10 protein-coding genes are annotated in these 16,757 nt (G+C 36.9%); 7 read left to right on the top strand and 3 right to left on the bottom strand.

Going from position 1 to position 16,757, the window contains the following annotated elements:
* Positions 1-191: 191 nt before the first annotated feature.
* From J8L85_RS13260 to J8L85_RS13230, 7 genes are all read left to right on the top strand, one after another.
* Entirely contained in the window at positions 192-3,623 is a 3,432-nt protein-coding gene (locus J8L85_RS13260; RefSeq protein WP_211017929.1) for a WGR domain-containing protein, read from the top strand.
* Positions 3,624-3,842: 219 nt separating this feature from the next.
* Positions 3,843-6,236: a penicillin acylase family protein gene (locus J8L85_RS13255; protein WP_211017928.1), complete on the top strand. Its 2,394-nt coding sequence runs from the start codon at positions 3,843-3,845 to the stop codon at positions 6,234-6,236.
* Positions 6,237-6,372: 136 nt separating this feature from the next.
* Entirely contained in the window at positions 6,373-7,113 is a 741-nt protein-coding gene (locus J8L85_RS13250; RefSeq protein WP_211017923.1) for a hypothetical protein, read from the top strand.
* A complete protein-coding gene (locus tag J8L85_RS13245) occupies positions 7,110-9,878 on the top strand; it encodes a carboxypeptidase-like regulatory domain-containing protein (RefSeq protein WP_211017922.1) in 2,769 nt (922 codons plus the stop codon). The genes J8L85_RS13250 and J8L85_RS13245 overlap by 4 nt, the downstream gene beginning before the upstream one ends.
* Positions 9,879-10,030: 152 nt before the next feature.
* Entirely contained in the window at positions 10,031-11,248 is a 1,218-nt protein-coding gene (locus J8L85_RS13240) for a DUF4249 domain-containing protein (RefSeq protein ID WP_211017920.1), read from the top strand.
* An 11-nt stretch (positions 11,249-11,259) separates the two neighbouring features.
* Positions 11,260-13,011 (top strand): hypothetical protein, encoded by a 1,752-nt coding sequence (locus J8L85_RS13235; protein WP_211017918.1) that lies wholly within the window; start codon positions 11,260-11,262, stop codon positions 13,009-13,011.
* A gap of 55 nt (positions 13,012-13,066) precedes the next feature.
* The gene (locus J8L85_RS13230) at positions 13,067-14,602 is read left to right on the top strand and encodes a YifB family Mg chelatase-like AAA ATPase (RefSeq protein WP_211017916.1); all 1,536 of its coding nucleotides are present in this window, start codon (positions 13,067-13,069) and stop codon (positions 14,600-14,602) included.
* Positions 14,603-14,703: 101 nt separating this feature from the next.
* Here J8L85_RS13230 and J8L85_RS13225 read toward each other — a convergent pair whose 3' ends face one another.
* From J8L85_RS13225 to J8L85_RS13215, 3 genes are all read right to left on the bottom strand, one after another.
* Positions 14,704-15,324, bottom strand: coding sequence for a DUF4468 domain-containing protein (locus J8L85_RS13225; protein ID WP_211017914.1), 621 nt, complete (start codon positions 15,322-15,324; stop codon positions 14,704-14,706).
* Between the two features lie 197 nt (positions 15,325-15,521).
* Positions 15,522-16,085 (bottom strand): hypothetical protein, encoded by a 564-nt coding sequence (locus tag J8L85_RS13220; RefSeq protein ID WP_211017912.1) that lies wholly within the window; start codon positions 16,083-16,085, stop codon positions 15,522-15,524.
* An 11-nt stretch (positions 16,086-16,096) separates the two neighbouring features.
* Positions 16,097-16,543 carry a hypothetical protein gene (locus J8L85_RS13215; RefSeq protein ID WP_047245573.1) on the bottom strand — a complete coding sequence of 149 codons (447 nt, stop codon included), beginning with the start codon at positions 16,541-16,543 and terminating at the stop codon, positions 16,097-16,099.
* Positions 16,544-16,757 lie beyond the last annotated feature (214 nt).

Genomic DNA, 16,757 nt, shown 5'->3' with positions numbered 1-16,757 from the left:
CTTTTTAAACATTCACCTATACTTTACCTGCCAATTAAACACACCGATAGATGATGTGTATTTATCGTTTACGAAATAATCATTTTTTTACAGGAATTATTATCAATAAAATATTGTTTGTTAAACATTGTCATTTGTGTATATGGCGTACATAAATTGTAATGTAATTTTAGATTCAAATTACGTATTTAATGAGAGATTACTTAGAGTATAAGAGTAATGGGGTTCATAAGTTTTGGGAAATAGTTACGGACGATTATTCTTTGACAATTACAGAAGGCGAAGTTGGTACACCAGGAAAAAGTACCACCAAAAAATATAAAACATACGGTACGGCAGATGATAAGGGGCAAAAACTGCTCTTAAAAATGGTGGAAAAGGGATACCGTTATTTAGAAAATCCTTCAAGAAAGAAAGGGAACTTGCCATTTGTAGATCAAGTAATTTTAAAAGATGCCATATCACTTCTAGAGTTGGATGATTTGGATAAATCAGATACTTTTTTAGAAGAAAAACAATTTTATTTCTGGGTAGATAGAACAAAGGGGGAAGCGCTGGAATGGCCATGCTGCTTTTTAATTTGCAATGATTTAGAGAAGGGTGATTATCACTTGTCAGATGTATTTCCTCTTAAAGATTTCAATGATGAAATTAGTAGTCAACCAAAGTTTACTACAATCAGAAAATATGAGTATGTTGAACGCATCAAAAAGTTTAAAAGAGGAAAAAACAACTTTACCGCTATTCCACTTTCGGAGATAGCTAAAATTTTAAGTGGTCTTTCATTAAAAAAATTACAAGAACAAGAAGAACGTGAATCGTTAAGTTTCGAATATTTTGATCCAACGTATCATTATGAGATACTGATAAAGTTATATGACAATTACGCTGTTGTGTGGGCATGTGGGGCATTGTTTTTTCTTTTTTATAAGGAAAGAAAGGAAGTATCGCAGAGATTGATAGAGGCCTACAAAAAAGAATATATTTTTCTTACTAAAGAGTATTCGGATAATTTGGTGAAACTTGTTGTAGAGAGTTTATCAAAAAAAAGAAAAAGGGAAGAAGATATAAAGCGAAAGGGTGCTCTTTTAAAAGAATATCCCCAGTTAAAGAAATTGGTGTATGACCAAGAAAAGTACGATCCTACTTTTGCGCATACAAGTTTTGAATTTATAAACGAAGATTGGGAAACACCAAGCCATTTGGTACTTACCGGAAATGAACCGTTGATAATAGATGGAAATTTAAAAGTGAACGGAGTACTGTACTTGGCCAAGAATACTAATTTCAGAAAAATTTTTAGTGGAAGTCAGCTTATCATCACCGGAAACGTCTTTGCAAACGATCTGATCATAGCTGCTTCTTACAGTAAGCTAATAGTTTTAGGGGATGTGCTAGTAAATAACATTACCCAAAATGATTACCTACCTCATAAGGGTATTTATTTTGGGGAAAATAGTAAAACGGATATTTTGCTGCATGCCAAAAGGCATAAAGAAGATATAGGTACTATTTTAAAATATAATTCAGAATATTCTTTATACACTAATGCAATAATTGAAGATAAAATAATAGACCGTAGTGAGAAAACTTATTTAAAATTCAATTACGATGCTCTGTATTCAGCATTGGTCTCTAAGAAGAATATCATTGATAAAAATGCAAGCACCCCGGTAGACGAAACCCCTCTGCAAATAGAAAGGTTTTTGTCTTATATGAAAAGTTGGGGCGAGCATTATGGAGACTTGGCAGGGTTGGAAAAATTGGGTATCTATGAGGATACAGAGGTTAAGGAAGGGGAGATATACCCAAGTTCTGGAGATTGGATATTGGTAGACAGGCGGTGTAAGTCCGGTACCTATGGTTATAGACATGATGATGGAAGCATAGTTCCGGTAAAAATTAAAAACGCAAAAAAACACAAAGTCAATTATAGGGAAAAAGCAGAGGAAAGAGTACCCGATACCCTGACCTTAGCTTATAGATATCAATGGATTTCTAATTTATTCATGGATTGGGCGCATCGTAAAACGGTATCCCCTTTTGGTGTTTTTAAAGATTCGGAAGAAGTATCAAAAAAGTACAATGATGAAAAACCTATGTTCACCAATGATCCTTATGTAGCGTTGTATTGGTTGCTACACTTTGGATTTTCTTTAGATTCCAGATACAACGAAGTTGCTTCGATCCTTAAAGAGAACATTGAGGTAGGGCAACTGGAAATAACTAAAAAGGCATTATTGTTTTTTGAGCACACCGATGCTTTTTATGATGTGGAAATAAAAAAAGGGGGCGAATTTAAAAATCTCTTTTTAATAAGAAGGGCCTATTTGATATATATAACGCAGAGCTATAAAAGTAGCGCCGAACGTTTAAATCTGTGGTGGAAATCCATTACTGTCTACCCACATCTTGAAGAAAATTTGATTGTACGTATGCGATGGTTAAAGAACAACCTTCTGAATTTCAATTTATGGAGTAGTTTTGATGCCCTGTTAAGAAAAGAACAATACAAAATACCACTACTTTCTTATATCCATGCATGCAATCCAAATACAAAGGATAAAGCTGTGCATGCCAATTCTTTGGTTAAAGAATTACTAGATTATAAAGATCTGTGGAAAGAATCCCATAAACGCAAGTTTGCCGAAATATATCTGTGGGATGTAAAAGATTTGGTAACCAATAAGAAACTATTAAAAGAAGCGGCGGAACACTATTTTAAAGGAAATGAGATTAGTGAACATTACCAAGATATTAAAGAGGTCTTAGGTGAAAAAAACGAACATATAAAAGAAGTCATAGAGGCCCTTAAATTATTGGAAGACTCTTTTAAGGGTTTTGACAGGTTTAAGACACCAGAAGAGGAAAAGATTGAGCACTTTGTAGCCATTGATGATATTCTGGGCAAGTTAAAGCCGGAAATACTCTTAGAAACGGTGGTAAATGTAAAAGACAAAGAACTGGCCAAAAGATGTTTTAAGTTTTTATGGTTCAATAATATACCTAATAAGAAAGAAACAATACTGCAACTGTTTACTTTTATAGAATATTCGGCCTATGATATAACTAAAAGCCCTTACAGTGGCTTTCCTAATTTACTTACCGATGAAAATGATTCTAACCTAGAAATAGCAAAGGCGATGTTAGAGTTAGGGGAGGATCAATTTAGAAATAGTTTTGTCTATAAAAAGTCGTTGGAGACAGCGGCATGTTTCTTCATAAACGTAGCCCATCTTCCTACAATATTTAAATATTTGCTTGGTAAGATAAACGAAAGTGAAAAATGGGTCGATCCACAAGTAAGATATGTGATTTTTTCACAATTATTCTCTGAAAGCTATGATGCCAAAATAAACCCGACACTTTTATTTTCTAAGCAGCAGATAGAAGAGATGTTGGAGGCGATTTGTGCCTTGTTTCTTAGGGAAGGTTATAATGAACAGGCGTTGCGGTCTATTTATTATTGTGAAAACCCCTTGGCCAAAGATTGGATTTCCAGTAGGGTGGATAATCAAGAATGGTTACAGCAATTTGAACATTTTAAGACCTATTATAACAATTTAGGTATAGAGTTGAATAATGCCTTGCATTCTTCTATGGAGTTTATGGAAAATTCGTAATTAGGTATTTATTTTACGAATCAAATTTGTTAATTCTGGATGAATTGCCCAGAGATTTTAAGGGTATTTTGAAGAATATTGTTTCTCTGTATTTAAACAATCGGGCGAGCGTTCGGTGAAAGGTAATGGATATACTTATCTAATGTGATAAAAGCATTACTGCAAGGCCTATAATGTGGAAAATAGTTTTAAATTGAGGTGTAAACTCACGAAACAACTATGAAAACATTAAAAAAGATAGGTATATTCTTTTTGATACTCGCAGTGCTGGCCGGTATTGCCGCCGTAATTTTTGTTCAGATCTTAAAGCCAGATTACTCAGGTAAAAAAGTACTTGTAGGTTTAAAACAGAACGTCGATGTATATTATGATAAATATGGCGTTCCCCATATTTATGGTGAGGATGAACAAGATGCTGTTAGGGCGTTGGGTTATGTACATGCACAAGATAGGCTTTGGCAAATGGAGCTACTTCGCAGAATTGGTAGTGGTGGACTCTCTGAGGTATTCGGAGAGGATTTAATTACTACCGACAAGTTTTTTCTTTCATTGGGTATAGATGATGCTTCAAAAAAAGCGATTGGTGAACTCGACAAGAATACCGAGGCCGTTGGTATAATTTCGGCATATTTAGATGGGGTAAACCAATTTATTGCAGAAGGTCCCACGCCCATAGAGTATTACCTGACCGGGATAGATAAAAAAGAATTTTCCATAAACGATGTGTACAATACTATGGGATACATGGCATTTAGCTTTGCCATGGGCCATAAGACAGATCCCTTGTTGACCAATATTAAGGACAAGTTAGGTCCGGAATATTTGATGGATTTACCCATGCATTCCAGTTCCGACACCGAGTGGATAAAAAACTACCCTCAAAATAAATCCGATTCTATAGGAAATTCGGTTACGGCAATGGTTACAAATGCTTTGAACAAATTGGAACTTCCACTTTTTGAAGGTAGCAATAGCTGGGTAATTGCCCCTGAAAAAACCAAGAGCGGCAAAGTTATTTTTGCCAACGATCCCCATATCGGGTTTGCACAGCCTTCTGTGTGGTACGAAGCCCATATAGAAACACCTAACTATTCAAAATATGGCTATCACATGGCCGGCATACCTTTTCCCGTATTGGGACATAACAGAAATGTGGCGTACGGTATGACCATGTTCGAAAATGATGATGTTGATTTTTATTATGAAGAAAACAACCCATCTAACAATAATCAATATAAAAAAGATGGTAAATGGGTAGCTTACAAAGAGGTTACCAAAACCATTAAGGTAAAAGATGCGGAAGATGTTACCTTTTCGTTTAAAAAATCAATTCATGGACCTATATTAAATGGTATTGCCGATCAAGTAGTAGGGGAGCGGCCTATTGCTATGTCTTGGATATATACACAAGAGAAAAACACGGTGGTAGATGCTTTTTATGAGTTGAGCCATGCAGAGAATTTAAAGACCTTTAAGAAGGCGCTTCCTAAAATACATGCCCCGGGATTAAATATTATGTATGGGGATGCCGAAGGAAATATAGGGTGGTTTGCAACGGCCAAACTTTATAGAATACCCGACAGTGTAAATACCAAATTGGTGTATGATAAAAATACAAGATTACCGTACCAAAAAGAATATTTGGATTTTTCTGAAAATCCGCAGGCGGTAAATCCTCCATGGCACTATGTTTATTCGGCGAACAACCAACCAGATTCAATAGCGGGGATGCTATACCCCGGTTATTATCTGCCAGAAAATAGGGCAAAGCGAATCGTACAGCTTTTAGAGCCAAAAGACGATTGGGATACGGACACGGTTGCTAAGATGATATTGGATGTTACGTCTCCCGTCCATATAGAGATAATAGAAGATTTAACAGAATTGATAGATCGTTCGCAATTAGATGCAGAGGCAGTTGCTTTGCTGGATTCGTTGCAGTCTTGGGATGGTGCCTATAACTTGCAAAGTGTGGAGGCTACCATGTATACAAGATGGGTCTATTACCTATTAAAAAATACCTTTAAAGATGAATTGGGGACAGAAATGTTCGGCCAATTACTATCTACCCATCTTATAAAAAGAACCATAGCCCCCATGGTCGCCAATAAAAAATCTATTTGGTGGGACAATGTATCTACGGCAGATGTGGTAGAAAGCAGAGAAGTGATTGTACAGCATTCATTTTTGGATGCAATAAGATCATTAAAGGAAAGTCTTGGGCCTAATTCTACAGATTGGACATGGAACAAGGTGCATACAATAGAGCATGGCCACCCTATTGGCCAAGTAAAGGCACTTAGGTCGTTTTTTAATGTGGGGCCTTTTCCGGTTCACGGTACTAGAGAGGTAATTAACAATTTGGCTTTTCCGATAGATAGTACCGGGCTGTATAAAGTCTCCTCGGGGCCATCTACAAGAAGGGTCATCGATTTTTCCGATATAGAAAACAGTTTAAGTATTTTGCCCACAGGGCAGTCCGGTAATCCTTTTAGCGAACATTACGACGATCAAGCGGAGATGTACGTTAATGGCAAGTTTAGAAAAATGATGATGAACGAAGAAGAGATTAAAAGTACAGCTTCGTCCGTATTGGTCTTTAGTTCTAAATGATATTTAGGAGGCTGTTTTTGATCATATCTTTTTTTAGAAAGATTTTTCCGAGGATTCCTTAAATTTTTTGAAGTAGCGTTTTAAAAAACTACTTGTTACATATTTTTTGTTATTTTTAGAAACAATAACCAACTATATGAAAACCAAGACAATAGTTTGTGCGCTATTGTTGACTGTTGTTTCCGCCAAAATAACAATAGCCCAAAGTGTGCATAAAGAACCAAAATATTACAATTGGTTCGATGACCATGTTAAACGATTCAATACCGGTCTTTTTAACGGTGTAGAATATGTTGAATTGTACAGAACCATTAACGACAAGCACAAATTCTTCAAAAGCAGTGAATTTCAGCTTGGTTCTGTAATGTACGATGGTCAGTTTTATGACCAAGTACCCTTAAAATATGATCTGGACACAGATCAGCTTCTTTTGAACGTAGGTTACAATTATCCCTATCCTACGTTAATACTCTTTAAATCTAAGATAGAAAGCTTTCATATAGGGGGAAGTGATTTTATTCATATTAAAGAGGCATCGGGTGAAAACGATATTCAAGGTTTCTACGAAGTGTTGATGAAAAATAGCTTTTTGACGGTGTTAAAAAAGAACGGTACCAAAAGGTTTAAAAGAATAAGGGGTACTACCGTATATTATGAATTTATATCTGAAAACGACTACGTAATCCGTTATAACGATACATTCCATAAAATAGAAAGAAAGCAAGATGTAGTCAGAATATGGCCAGATAAGAAAGAGTTCATCAATGAAAATTATAACCAAGCATTAAAAAAGAACAACGAAGATGTTTTTTGGAAAAACTTTTTTTCCAAACTCTCCGATTCTTTCAAAATCAATAATAGGCCACAAGATTTATGAGAAGACTATTACCGCTATTTGTGCTGTTTTTCGGAAGCCTTATTTTTGGTCAGGAAAATGAATCGAAATTTAATTTTGAATTTGAAAATGAACCGCTAGCCAATATATTGGCAGCTATAGAAAAAGAATCTGAAGTTGTATTTTTCTATGAAGGGAAATGGCTTTTGGGAGTAAACTTTTCGGGTAAATTCAGTAATGCACCGTTAAGTGAGGTTCTAGAAAAAGTATTTGACAAAACAAACCTGAACTTTTTTGAATACTCCGACGATAAAATCATCTTGACCCAAAATAATAGTATTTACAAAGACCTGCCCGAAGGTTTTTTTGGTAGGGAAGAAGACTCTGTTTCAGAAAATCCCAATTATACGAGAATAACCAGTAATCCGGTATTTTCGAATATTGAAGCTTCCAAAAAAAATACCATTGATAGAACGGTAAGAATTGGTAAGGAAAATCTGTCCGATCCAAGAACCACATTTAAAATAAGTGGTTATGCAAGAACAAAAGAACAAAATCAGCCTATTTCCAATTTATCCATTATACTGAACGGAAAGAATACAGGAACGGCTACCAACGATAATGGCTATTATGAACTGGAAGTACCCGCCGGAACAAGTATTCTAAAAACGAGCTCTTTGGGTATAGAGTCTAGTACGACCAGGATTATTGTTTTTAACGACGGACAGTTAAATTTTAATTTAAATGAAAGCGTCGAGTTTTTAGACGAGGTAATCGTAGAGGCCAATGCCGCGAAGAATGTAGAGGAAGCGTTGTCGGGCAGTACGGATCTGGTGGTAGAAGAGACCAAGAACATTCCTCTGGTACTGGGGGAACGAGATGTGTTAAAGGTAGCTACGACCCTTCCGGGTATTTCTACGGCTGGCGAGGGTGCTGCGGGCTTTAACGTACGTGGAGGCAGTACCGATCAGAATTTAATTTTGTTGGACAATGCCGTTATTTATAATCCCTCGCATTTTTTCGGAATTTTTCAGGCTTTGAACCCATTTACGACCAAAGACCTTAAAATATTAAAAGGTGGTATACCGGCCCAATACGGCGGTCGTTTGTCCTCTGTTTTCGATATCACCTCTAAAGATGCGAATAATGAAAAATTTTCCGGTGAGGCGGCCATTGGCCCCGTTACCTCCAATGTGGCCCTAGAGATACCTGTGGTTAAAGGCAAGTCTGGTTTGTTGGTTGGCGGCAGGGGAACATATTCTGGATGGATATTACGGTCATTGGACGACGAATCGTTAAGTAATAGCGAAGCGTCTTTTTACGATGCCATTGCAAAATATACCCATGTTGTCAATGAAAAAAATACGGTAAAGGCAATGGGGTATTATAGTAGGGATGCCTTTAGTATCACCTCCGATTCTGTTTATGGCTACAGCAACAGGCTACTTTCCTTTCAGTGGGATCGCAAGTTCAACGATAAGAATACGGGCAGCTTGGTGGTAGCCAACAGTAATTATAAATTTAATATCGCATATGAGGGTAATTCCGATAACAACTTTGATCTAGGTTTTGTGGTAGACGAGACCGAAGCTAAATTAAAATTCTCTTATTTACACAGCAAGGCACATAAATTTGATTACGGGCTATCGGCAAAATTATATAACGTCCAACCAGGTAATTTGGAGCCAAATGGCAATAATTCTATAGTTGAACCTAAGATTATTTCAAAAGAAAAGGCTTTTGAAGCGGCCATATACCTGTCCGATAATTTTGAGGTGAACGACAAGTTGCTCATCGATGTAGGGCTACGATATTCTATGTTCGCAACTTTAGGGCCGACCAATGCCCGGGTGTATGAGGACAATATGCCTAAAAACGAAGAAACGTTGACAGAGACTGTTTCTTATGATAATAATGAAATTGTAGAAACTTATGGCGGACCTGAAATAAGGCTTTCGGCCAGGTATTTCTTAGGGCCGGACCTGTCGGTAAAGGCAAGTTATAATACCACATATCAATATATTCATAGGTTGTCGAACACAACAACGATTAGCCCAATAGATACCTGGAAACTATCCGACAATAATATAAAACCACAAAAAGGTAGGCAAGTAGGGCTAGGGTTGTATAAAAACCTGGATGGCAACAAATATGAGATAAGTTTGGAAGGATATTATAAGGAAGCCGATAATCTGTTGGATTTTAAAGTAGGCTCAGAACTTTTGTTGAACGAAACCATCGAGACCGAAACATTACAAGGAGATGGGCATGCGTATGGTGTAGAGTTCTTGATCCGTAAAAATTCTGGAAAACTGAACGGATGGTTGGGGTATACCTATTCTAGGTCATTTTTAAAATTAGACAGTGAATTTGCCGAAGAACGGGTTAACAATGGTGAATACTTTCCGACCAATTACGACAAACCGCACGATTTTAGTGCTGTCTTAAATTATAAGTTGACAAAAAGATTTAGCCTGTCCGCAAACTTGGCATATCAAACAGGTAGGCCGGTGACCTATCCAGTAGCTCGGTATAACTTTAATAATTCTGAATATGTGGTCTATAGCGATCGTAATGAGTTTAGGATCCCTGACTATTATAGGTTAGATCTTGGGTTGAATATAGAAGGCAACCACAAGAAAAATAAATTAGCACATAGTTTTTGGAACATTTCGGTATATAATGTATTGGGTAGAAACAACCCTTATTCGGTTTTCTTTGTGACGGAAAACGGGGAGCTAAATGCATACCAAAGCTCCATATTTTCAATACCTGTACCTACGATTACCTATAATTTCAAGTTTTAATGTCATGTGACGGAGGGGATAGCATTTTTACTGAGACCGCAAGACAATAGTGAGTATTTTGGCAATAACCAATTGCCAATTTTAGGGTAAACAAGTAACATGCTCGGTATAAGAAAGAAGTTGTACTGAGTTTAATAATAAATTAAAGGCAAATGCAAAAATTAAGATTAAGCATTATTGTAGTCATGATTATTGGCCTTGGCATTGTGGTGAATAGTTGTGTGGAGCCATTTGAAGTTGAAACTACAGAATTTAAAAGTGCTTTAGTGGTAGAGGCGACCATTACGAACAATAACGAAACGCAGCGCGTATTGGTGTCCAGGACATTTCCTCTAGATACTGTTTTAATGTCCGGGGTTAGTGGGGCACAAGTAGCGGTAACGGATAGCAATGGTGGTGTCTATAACTTCACAGAAACATCAGAGGGGGTGTATGAGTCCAGCAATCCGTTTGGGGCCGTTTCCGGACTCACTTATTCCTTGTCCATACAATCGGATGGCAATAACTATATCTCGGATGAAATGGAGGTGCCTGCCGTTAATCCTATAGAAAGGGTATATGCGGAAAGAGATTTTAAAGATAATGGGGCCGAAGAGGGCATGTTCATTTATGTAGATAGTTACGACCCCACGGGACAATCAAAATATTACAGGTATGAATATGAGGAAACCTATAAAATAATAGCCCCATATTGGAGTTCGGCGGATGCTTATGTGGTTTCGCCACTTCCAAATCCGGAAGTGGATGTTAGGGCCAGAACACAGGAGGAGCAAGTGTGTTATAGAACGGAGACGTCTACCGGTATTATTATGGAGAATACTACTGAGTATAGCGAAGATAGGGTGAGTAAGTTTCCCGTAAGATTCATTAATAGGGCCAATTATATATTGTCTCATCGCTATAGTATCTTGGTAAGACAATTTGTGCAGAGTAGGGCGGCATATGCGTATTATGAAACGTTGGAGACCTTATCGGGGTCAGAAAGTCTCTTTTCACAAATACAGGCCGGGTTCTTGGAAGGTAACATTAGGTCGCAAACAGACGAAGAAGATGTTGTGGGCTTTTTTCAGGTAAGCACGGTTTCTGAGGAGCGTATATTTTTTGATTACGAAGATTTTTTCCCGGGCGAAGACTTACCCTCTTATGTAAGCGATTGTCCGTTATTGGCACCTGCACTTTTAACAGAGGGGGGCAGTTCTCCATTAATAGATGGGATTGAGCAAAATTTAATAAAATATTATAGCGAATATTCTCAACAAGATGATTTGTTGTTTACAGACGGGCCAGGACCTTATTTTATGGTGTACAGGGTTTGTAGCGATTGTACCGTACTGGGCGAGAATGTAGTTCCGGATTTTTGGGTGGAATAAACAATTTGAATATGAAAAAAAATTATATAATACTGCTGATCGTAATTCATTGTTCTTTTCTACAAATGAATTCTCAGACAACCGTAAGCAATGTAGTAAATGGGCACACCGAAGTGCCACAGCAAGAACAGGTATACGTACATACTAATTCTAGGTTGGTTTTTGTGGGGGAATATCTGTACTACACCATTTATTGTTTAAAAGAAAATACAGGGCTATTAAGTGATGTAAGTAAGATTGCGTACATAAAACTTGTCAATGAGAATAAAGAGGTAATATTAAATCAAAAAATAAAATTGAGCAATGGTAGAGGGGACAGTAACTTTTTTATACCTTCTAGTATCCCTTCGGGAAATTACAAATTGGTAGCCTATACCCAATGGATGCTCAACAACGGAAGAAATTACTTTTATGATTTAGATGTAACCGTATTAAATCCATATACCAACAATCAATCGGTATTTAGAGAGAAGAAGAATGAAGATTTGGTTGTGGCAAGTTCAAAAGAGGGCAATGGCAGCTCACAAGATTACAAACGAAAGATGCCATTACGGTTAGAGTTGGATAAGACAAGCTATACCAAACGCGGGGCAATATCAATGAAAGTAGCCTCTAGTACATTGCAAGGTTTGGGCAATTATTCAATTTCTGTTAGAAAAGTGGATGAACTGGAGTCAAAGGAGAGGAATACATCTTTTGATTTTCAAAAGGGATATCCGGAAAAAAGAAAAATAGAGAAGCTTATACTGCCAGAGTTAAGGGGAGAACTTATTCAAGGGGTGTTGGGTAACATGGCCACATCAACAGTTGAAAATACCCCGATCGGTGTATCGTTTCCAGGAGAGGACTATTTGTTTAAAATCGCCGTTACCGATCGTGATGGCCGTTTTTATATAAATGTAGATGAAGATTATGATGTAGAGGACATGTATTTACAAGTGTTGTCGCAGACCGATACAATACCTGATGTAACCGTGTTTTCGGAGGAAACGTTGAATTTTTCCGATTTAGATTTCAGTACTTTTCAATTGGATCGTAGTATGGAGTCTACCATAAAAGAACGCAGTGTTCACAACCAAATTGAAAATGCCTATTACAGTACCAAACCGGATACCGTATTAATAGGAAAACCAAATGATCGTTTCTATGGACCGGGTACCACCAAGTATGTATTGGATGACTATACTAGGTTTCCAACTATTAAAGAAACTTTTGTTGAGGTGGTAGAACATGTTTGGCTGCAAAAGAACAGAGACGGTAAAACCGAATTTCATGTAAGGCCCATTGCCCCTTATGTAGAATCTGGAAAATTGCCACTGGTATTTGTGGACGGAATTCTGATATTGGACCACGAGCGTGTTCTTGGCTTATCGGCCAATCAGATTAAGTCCATAAATATATCTAGAGACCAGCATTTTTATGGTACAACTACCTTTCAGGGGGTTGTGGATATTACCACGTTCAATGCCGATTTTTACAAGAATTATTACACCGAGGATCTAGAAGTACAGAAGCTCTTTAAACCAAATGAGGATAAAAACTATTATCGTCAATCTTACGAAGGTCCTTTAAAAGAAAAATACGAACGTTTACCAGATTTTAGGTATCAGTTGTTATGGTATCCAAATTACGAATTGACAAATAGAGAACAGGAAATAAAATTCTACAGCTCTGATATTACGGGCGAGTTTGAAATTTCGTTGGAAGGTTTTACACAGCAAGGAGTGCCCGTTTCATTACACAAACGGTTTGTGGTAAATTGATGTAACACAGTACTTTCCATAAAAAAGGGTTACATTTAGGATTGAAAATTCCAATATGCTCACAAAAGTTTATGGTAGTGCCGTTTTTGGTGTTGAGGCAACAACAATCACCGTTGAGGTAAATATAGATAAGGGAATAGGATATCATTTGGTAGGTCTGCCCGACAACGCCATTAAAGAAAGTAACTATCGTATTGCGGCCGCCTTGCAGAACAATGGCTACAAGATTCCAGGTAAAAAAATTACTATAAATATGGCGCCTGCAGACCTTAGAAAAGAAGGTTCTGCCTACGATTTAACATTGGCGTTGGGCATATTGGCTGCCTCGGGTCAAATACAATCAGAAGATATAGATAAGTATATTATTATGGGAGAGCTTTCATTAGATGGAAGTCTACAGCCCATAAAAGGAGCTTTGCCCATTGCCATAAAGGCTCAGGAAGAAGGTTTTACCGGTTTTATCCTACCTACGCAAAACGCCAAGGAGGCCGCTATTGTCGGTGACCTAAAAGTATACGGGGTAGATAATATAAAACAAGTGTTGGAATACTTTGATAAGGGCACTCCGCTAGAGCAAACAATTATAGATACCCGAGAGGAATTTTATAAAAATCTGGATTTTCCTGAATTTGATTTTTCGGATGTAAAGGGGCAAGAGAGTATAAAACGGTGTATGGAAATTGCGGCTGCCGGTGGACACAATATAATATTGATAGGTCCGCCAGGGGCCGGTAAGACCATGTTGGCAAAAAGACTTCCTTCTATATTACCGCCCATGACCTTGCACGAAGCTTTGGAAACCACCAAAATTCATAGTGTAGTGGGCAAGATAAAGAACATGGGCCTTATGAGCCAAAGACCTTTTCGTAGCCCTCATCATACCATATCCGATGTGGCACTGGTTGGAGGAGGTGCCTATCCACAACCGGGAGAAATATCACTTTCACATAACGGTGTTTTGTTTTTAGACGAATTGCCAGAGTTTAAACGTGGAGTGTTAGAAGTTATGAGGCAACCCCTGGAAGATAGGGAAGTTACCATTTCAAGGGCTCGTTTTACGGTTACCTATCCAAGTAGTTTTATGTTGGTGGCAAGTATGAACCCAAGTCCGGGCGGGTACTTTAATGATCCCGATGCTCCGGTTACCTCTTCTCCGGCAGAAATGCAGCGGTATTTGGGTAAGATATCGGGACCACTTTTAGATCGTATAGATATTCACATAGAGGTAACCCCTGTACCTTTCGAAAAATTATCCGAAGACCGGAAAGGTGAGGGTAGTGTAGATATCAGAAAGCGGGTTACCGCTGCAAGAGAGATACAGACAAAAAGATTTAATGGGCTAGAAAATGTCCATTATAACGCACAGATGAATACCAAACAGATAAGAGAGTTCTGTAGGTTGGACGATAAGTCGAAGGCCTTGTTAAAGAGCGCTATGGAGCGGTTGAATCTTTCGGCAAGGGCCTATGATAGAATTTTAAAAGTCTCACGTACCATTGCCGATCTGGCCGATGAGCCCGACTTAAATGGTAATCATATAAGTGAGGCCATACAATATAGATCTCTGGATAGAGAAGGGTGGTTGGGTTAATAAATAGCTTTATACGGGCTATAAAGCTCTTTAGGGTGACTATCAATTAAATTGTTTTAAGTTTAATTATGAATTTTGTTTGAATGTTTATATAAATAAGATTACCAGTCATCATCTGTCTTTTGATTTATATATGTTACAAGGCTTGAATAAATATTTAACATCTTTGGCTTTATTTGGTCAAATATTTTTGCAGATGATTTTTTTTGAGTGTCGTACATTTTTTTCATACTCTTGGTATTTTTCATTCTTTTTAAAGCCATCTTTTTGCCAGCACCTTGATAATTTTCATAATACTTAATCCAGTATTTCTGATAATCTTCAAAATTCATGAAATAACTAAATAGGTCTTGTGGAAACTCGGCTTGATTCAATGCGCCTGTAGTAATCTCGACCTTGTATTTTCCTTCTTTGAAGGCTACATCTAAGGTGTAGTCGATATCATGTTTTTGGGTTGCTGAAGAAATCCCATTACCATTGTATTGAGATTCTACTTGAAAAATACCTTTAGCTATAAACTTATCTTCTGTATTTAACCTTGTAACGTAATTAACGTTATTAAAGGACATTGCTGCCCACTCTAAAACTTTTTCTCTAATTTCTTTTTGAGATAAGTTGACTTTATTGATTTCTTTAAGAAAAATAGTTTTATTAACTGAATCTACTTCTATTTGTGAGAATGTAAAAAAGGGAAGTAAAAAAAGTAAGAGTGCTTTTTTCATGCTTGATTTTTAATTAGTTGTCTCAAATATATGAATCTAAAACAACTTGAAAAATCATTTTGAACTTGATGATCTAGGGAATTAAATTTATTATTTCTTTTGAAGATTATGCGCCGTTTGTTAATCTTGTTAGACAAAAGGTAATTATAAAAAAGGGTGGTTGGGTTAACGAATAGCTTTATACGGGCTATAATGTTTTAGAGCGACAATTCTTCATTGTTGTTGTCGCTGTTCTCCTTTTTTGAGGAATTAAAGATATCCTTCAAGATATATGCCGTAACTAAGGTAAGTCCGACGGTTAGTGTGGGAATAGCGTATTCCCATCCTAAAAGATGCATTAAGCCTCCACATATAATAGTAAGCACACCTATTACCATAGCGAAATTCCATACTATTTCTGTAAGGGAATTTTTTGGTTTTCGGTCATCATCCATAAAATAGGCGGTACCTTCCATCGCAAACCATGTTATAAAGGTAATCGCTGTGCCTATCTGAAAAAATAGGGTGTATGGAAAATCAAGAATGCGGAGCATACCGTTGGTGGTCCAAAACAAGACCAAGATCATTTTTACATACGCTACGGGTCGCTTGTTTTTCTTTTTACTAAAACGTATGGCATATAGGACGCCAATAGCCAAAAACGATATGAATATTACGATTTTGGCATATGGCCAGTCTAATATTCGCATCACTATGCCTACCAACAAAGTTGCCAATGCCAATCTAATCGGTGTTTTAAGCGTTTTATTGGAACGGTCCATAGAAGTGCGTTTTAGTTGATAACTTTAATATTTGCTTTTAAACCTTCTATTATTCCTATTATATTTTGTACCGTTTCGTTTAAATAATTACGGATTAAAATATGTGGAATTCGAATGGTCGTAAAACCATTTTTAAAAGAATGCATAGCTTCTTCTAATTGATTAATAGCTTGGTCTTCTGTCAGTTTATCATATTCTGAATCGATTTCTATATTCAGTTTTACTCTGGATATGGCAATATCTATCGACTTTTTACCATCCCACCATTCTAGCATTCCCTGTATTCCGGCTTCTTTTAGTCCATAGTATAGTTGAATGGCTTCTAATGGTGTTTTCTTCTTTCTAATCAGTTCTAGCATAAGACCATGATGATGAGAACAAAGCTCAACTCCTAAACTGTCAATCGCATTTTTATGGTCCAAATATCCTAGTTCTTTTTTACATTCTACACAAGTCATTAAGTAGGTTAAGTTTTTTGGTTCGGGGTAATTAATAACCGCAAAATTTCAGGTTTAGTATTTAAAATCGATGTATGACATCGTAGTTTTAGACGAATGACTTTTTTTTAGATGAACGGCATTTTAAAATGTTAAATCTGTTGTGAAATTACATTTTAGAGAAGGCAAATTTTTTGGTTTTTTGCATATATCTTTACATTCAACCATAAATTAT

Origin of the sequence: Maribacter sp. MMG018 (assembly GCF_018100785.1) — a bacterium.
Lineage (GTDB): Bacteria > Bacteroidota > Bacteroidia > Flavobacteriales > Flavobacteriaceae > Maribacter.
Note: the sequence above shows the minus strand (reverse complement) of the source record. Positions and strands in the feature narration are given on the sequence as shown.

Coding starts and splice junctions, on each gene's coding strand:
- J8L85_RS13255 (WP_211017928.1), top strand. CDS start 3,843: ATGAAAACATTAAAAAAGATAGGTATATTCTTTTTGATACTCGCAGTG.
- J8L85_RS13250 (WP_211017923.1), top strand. CDS start 6,373: ATGAAAACCAAGACAATAGTTTGTGCGCTATTGTTGACTGTTGTTTCC.
- J8L85_RS13260 (WP_211017929.1), top strand. CDS start 192: ATGAGAGATTACTTAGAGTATAAGAGTAATGGGGTTCATAAGTTTTGG.
- J8L85_RS13215 (WP_047245573.1), bottom strand. CDS start 16,543: ATGACTTGTGTAGAATGTAAAAAAGAACTAGGATATTTGGACCATAAA.
- J8L85_RS13225 (WP_211017914.1), bottom strand. CDS start 15,324: ATGAAAAAAGCACTCTTACTTTTTTTACTTCCCTTTTTTACATTCTCA.
- J8L85_RS13240 (WP_211017920.1), top strand. CDS start 10,031: ATGCAAAAATTAAGATTAAGCATTATTGTAGTCATGATTATTGGCCTT.
- J8L85_RS13235 (WP_211017918.1), top strand. CDS start 11,260: ATGAAAAAAAATTATATAATACTGCTGATCGTAATTCATTGTTCTTTT.
- J8L85_RS13245 (WP_211017922.1), top strand. CDS start 7,110: ATGAGAAGACTATTACCGCTATTTGTGCTGTTTTTCGGAAGCCTTATT.
- J8L85_RS13220 (WP_211017912.1), bottom strand. CDS start 16,085: ATGGACCGTTCCAATAAAACGCTTAAAACACCGATTAGATTGGCATTG.
- J8L85_RS13230 (WP_211017916.1), top strand. CDS start 13,067: ATGCTCACAAAAGTTTATGGTAGTGCCGTTTTTGGTGTTGAGGCAACA.